Raw genomic sequence first — 1,267 nt, 5'->3', positions numbered from 1 at the left:
CTCCTGCGGGGTCGGCTCCTGCGGGGTCGGGTGGGTCCGCGGCCGGGCGCCGGCGCGCGCACCCACCCGACCCCGCAGGAGCCGACCCCGCAGGAGCCCCGGGCTCAGGTGAGCCAGCGCGCCACGACCGGCAGCACCACCGTCATGAGCAGCGCGTTCAGCACCATCGCCGCGCTGGACCAGCCGCCGGCGACGTGGGAGTGCGCCAGCGCGCGGGAGGTGCCGATGCCGTGCGAGGTGACGCCGATCGCGAAGCCGCGGGCGCGGCCGTCCTCGACGCGCACGCGGTCCAGCAGCCACGGGCCGACCGTGGCGCCCAGGACGCCGGAGACGAGGGTGAGCACGACCGCGAGGGTGGTGTTGGCGCCGATGGCGGTGCCGATCGTCAGGGCGACGGGCGTGGTGACCGAGCGGGGCAGGGCCGTGAGCAGCAGCTCGTCGGGGACGCCGAGGGCGACGAGGGAGGCGGCGGTCACGGTGACGCTGACGGCGCCGGTGACCACCAGGGTCACGAGGACGGCGAGGCGGTCGGCGAGCAGGGCGCGGCCGGAGCGCAGCAGCGGCAGCGCGAGCGCGACGGTGGCGGGGCCGAGCAGGAGGGTCAGGACGGAGACGGAGGCGAGGTACTCCTCGTAGCCGATGCCGAGCACCTCCAGGGCGAGCGCGACGGCGATCATCGCGACGAGCACGGGGGCCAGCAGCGCCGGGCGGCCGAGGCGGCGGTGCAGGGCGTCGGCGCCGAGGTAGGCGGCCAGGGTGAGCGCGAGGCCGAAGCCGGGGGCGTGGACGACGGCGTTCACGCGGCCTCCCCCGCCGCCGTGCCGGCGGGGCCGCCGGCGCGCCGGCGCAGCAGGGCCTGCAGCAGCGCGCCGGCGACGACGAGGCCGACGGCGAAGGAGCCGACGACGGCCACGGCCAGCGGGGCGGCGTGCTCGGCGATCTCGGACAGCTGCGTCAGGGCCCCCACGCCCGGCGGCACGAACAGCAGCTGCAGGTGCCGCAGGAGGGGGTCGGCGGCGGGCTGGGCGCGCGCGACGAGACCGCGGTGGCGGGCGCCGACGGCCAGCAGGAGCACCAGGCCCAGGACGGCGCCGGGCACGGGCAGGCCGGTGAGGTCGACGAGCAGCGTGCCGAGCAGCTGCAACCCGAGCAGCAGGGCCAGCGCGGCCAGGGCCGCCGGCACGTGCTGGCCCCAGCCGAGGTGGTGCTGCGGGGGGTGGTCGCCGGGTGCGTTCACCGGGCCAGCGTGCCAGCGGCGCCGCGGGGG

Annotated in this window: 2 protein-coding genes; both read right to left on the bottom strand. The window is 78.6% G+C overall.

All coding sequences use genetic code 11. The annotated features are described in order from the left end of the window. Positions 1–104: 104 nt before the first annotated feature. Positions 105–800 (bottom strand): LrgB family protein, encoded by a 696-nt coding sequence (locus GTR00_RS21105; protein WP_166613473.1) that lies wholly within the window; start codon positions 798–800, stop codon positions 105–107. Further along, positions 797–1,237, bottom strand: coding sequence for a CidA/LrgA family protein (locus GTR00_RS21100; protein ID WP_166613472.1), 441 nt, complete (start codon positions 1,235–1,237; stop codon positions 797–799). Before GTR00_RS21100 ends, GTR00_RS21105 begins: the two co-directional genes overlap by 4 nt. Between the last annotated feature and the right edge of the window lie 30 nt (positions 1,238–1,267).

Origin of the sequence: Kineococcus indalonis (genome assembly GCF_009906395.1) — a bacterium.
Classification (GTDB): Bacteria; Actinomycetota; Actinomycetes; order Actinomycetales; family Kineococcaceae; genus Kineococcus; species Kineococcus indalonis.
Note: the sequence above shows the minus strand (reverse complement) of the source record. Positions and strands in the feature narration are given on the sequence as shown.